The following is a 779-nucleotide window of genomic DNA, read 5'->3' as shown; positions in this document are numbered from 1 at the left end:
GTCCAAGAAGGCGAGGCCACCTCACAGGGCTTTTTCTCATTGCTTGATCGATGGGAAAGAACTGCTGCATGTCCGGCGGGCAGGCCGAGGGCAGAAGCTTGTTGTCGCTCGACAATAAAAGCTAAGCGCGGGAGGATTACCGCACCTTGGGTAAAAAGGGAATGATAGGGAGAGCGGTCCGTGCCAGTTAGGCGGCGCGCAAATCCTCCAGTGCGCGCAAGGTGTTCGCTCGCGCCGGGCCAAGAAAGGCCGCGCTGGGGAAGTTGCCCGGACCAAATTACAATATCCGTGGGCATCGACTGTCCTGCATCGGCGCGCTCGCCAAAGACAACGCAAGCTGCACGCGGGAAGAAGTGGGGCCTGATACGACGGAGATCCCAAGACCGATCGAAACCAAGCTGTAGGCCACCGGCCCCGTCTCCGTAGGCGCCCGAGCGAAAGCCTTCATAATGAGCACGATCAATGGCGGCGTTAGGAAGAACCATCGCGAAACGCCCCCCTTGCCGCAGGTACAGTTCGGAACTGCGGACGACGAACAGACCAGCTAAGTCTTGGTGGCTCGATAGCTCCGCACCCGCCCACATACCTCTCGCTAAGCTCATCTGGCGAAATGTGGCTTGCATGGATGGTGTCATAAATCGATATGCGAGCCAGGGTGGATTGCCGATCAGCAGATCAACCTTGTTGCCCTCTCGGGCCAGCCACATAGGCCGTGCAAGGTTACGCACGTAATAGGCCCAGATGTGGTCGCGGCCTGTCCGTCGTCAGAACATTTGGCG

1 protein-coding gene is annotated in these 779 nt (G+C 58.8%); it reads right to left on the bottom strand.

Annotated elements, in window-relative coordinates:
- A partial coding sequence (locus F7P65_RS22235; protein WP_205452229.1) for a hypothetical protein occupies positions 1 to 623 on the bottom strand: 623 nt, incomplete at its 3' end.
- Positions 624 to 779: the final 156 nt, after the last annotated feature.

The sequence above is a fragment of the Sphingobium estronivorans genome, assembly GCF_008692605.1.
Lineage (GTDB): Bacteria > Pseudomonadota > Alphaproteobacteria > Sphingomonadales > Sphingomonadaceae > Sphingobium > Sphingobium estronivorans.
This window is presented reverse-complemented; position numbering and strand designations above follow the sequence as displayed.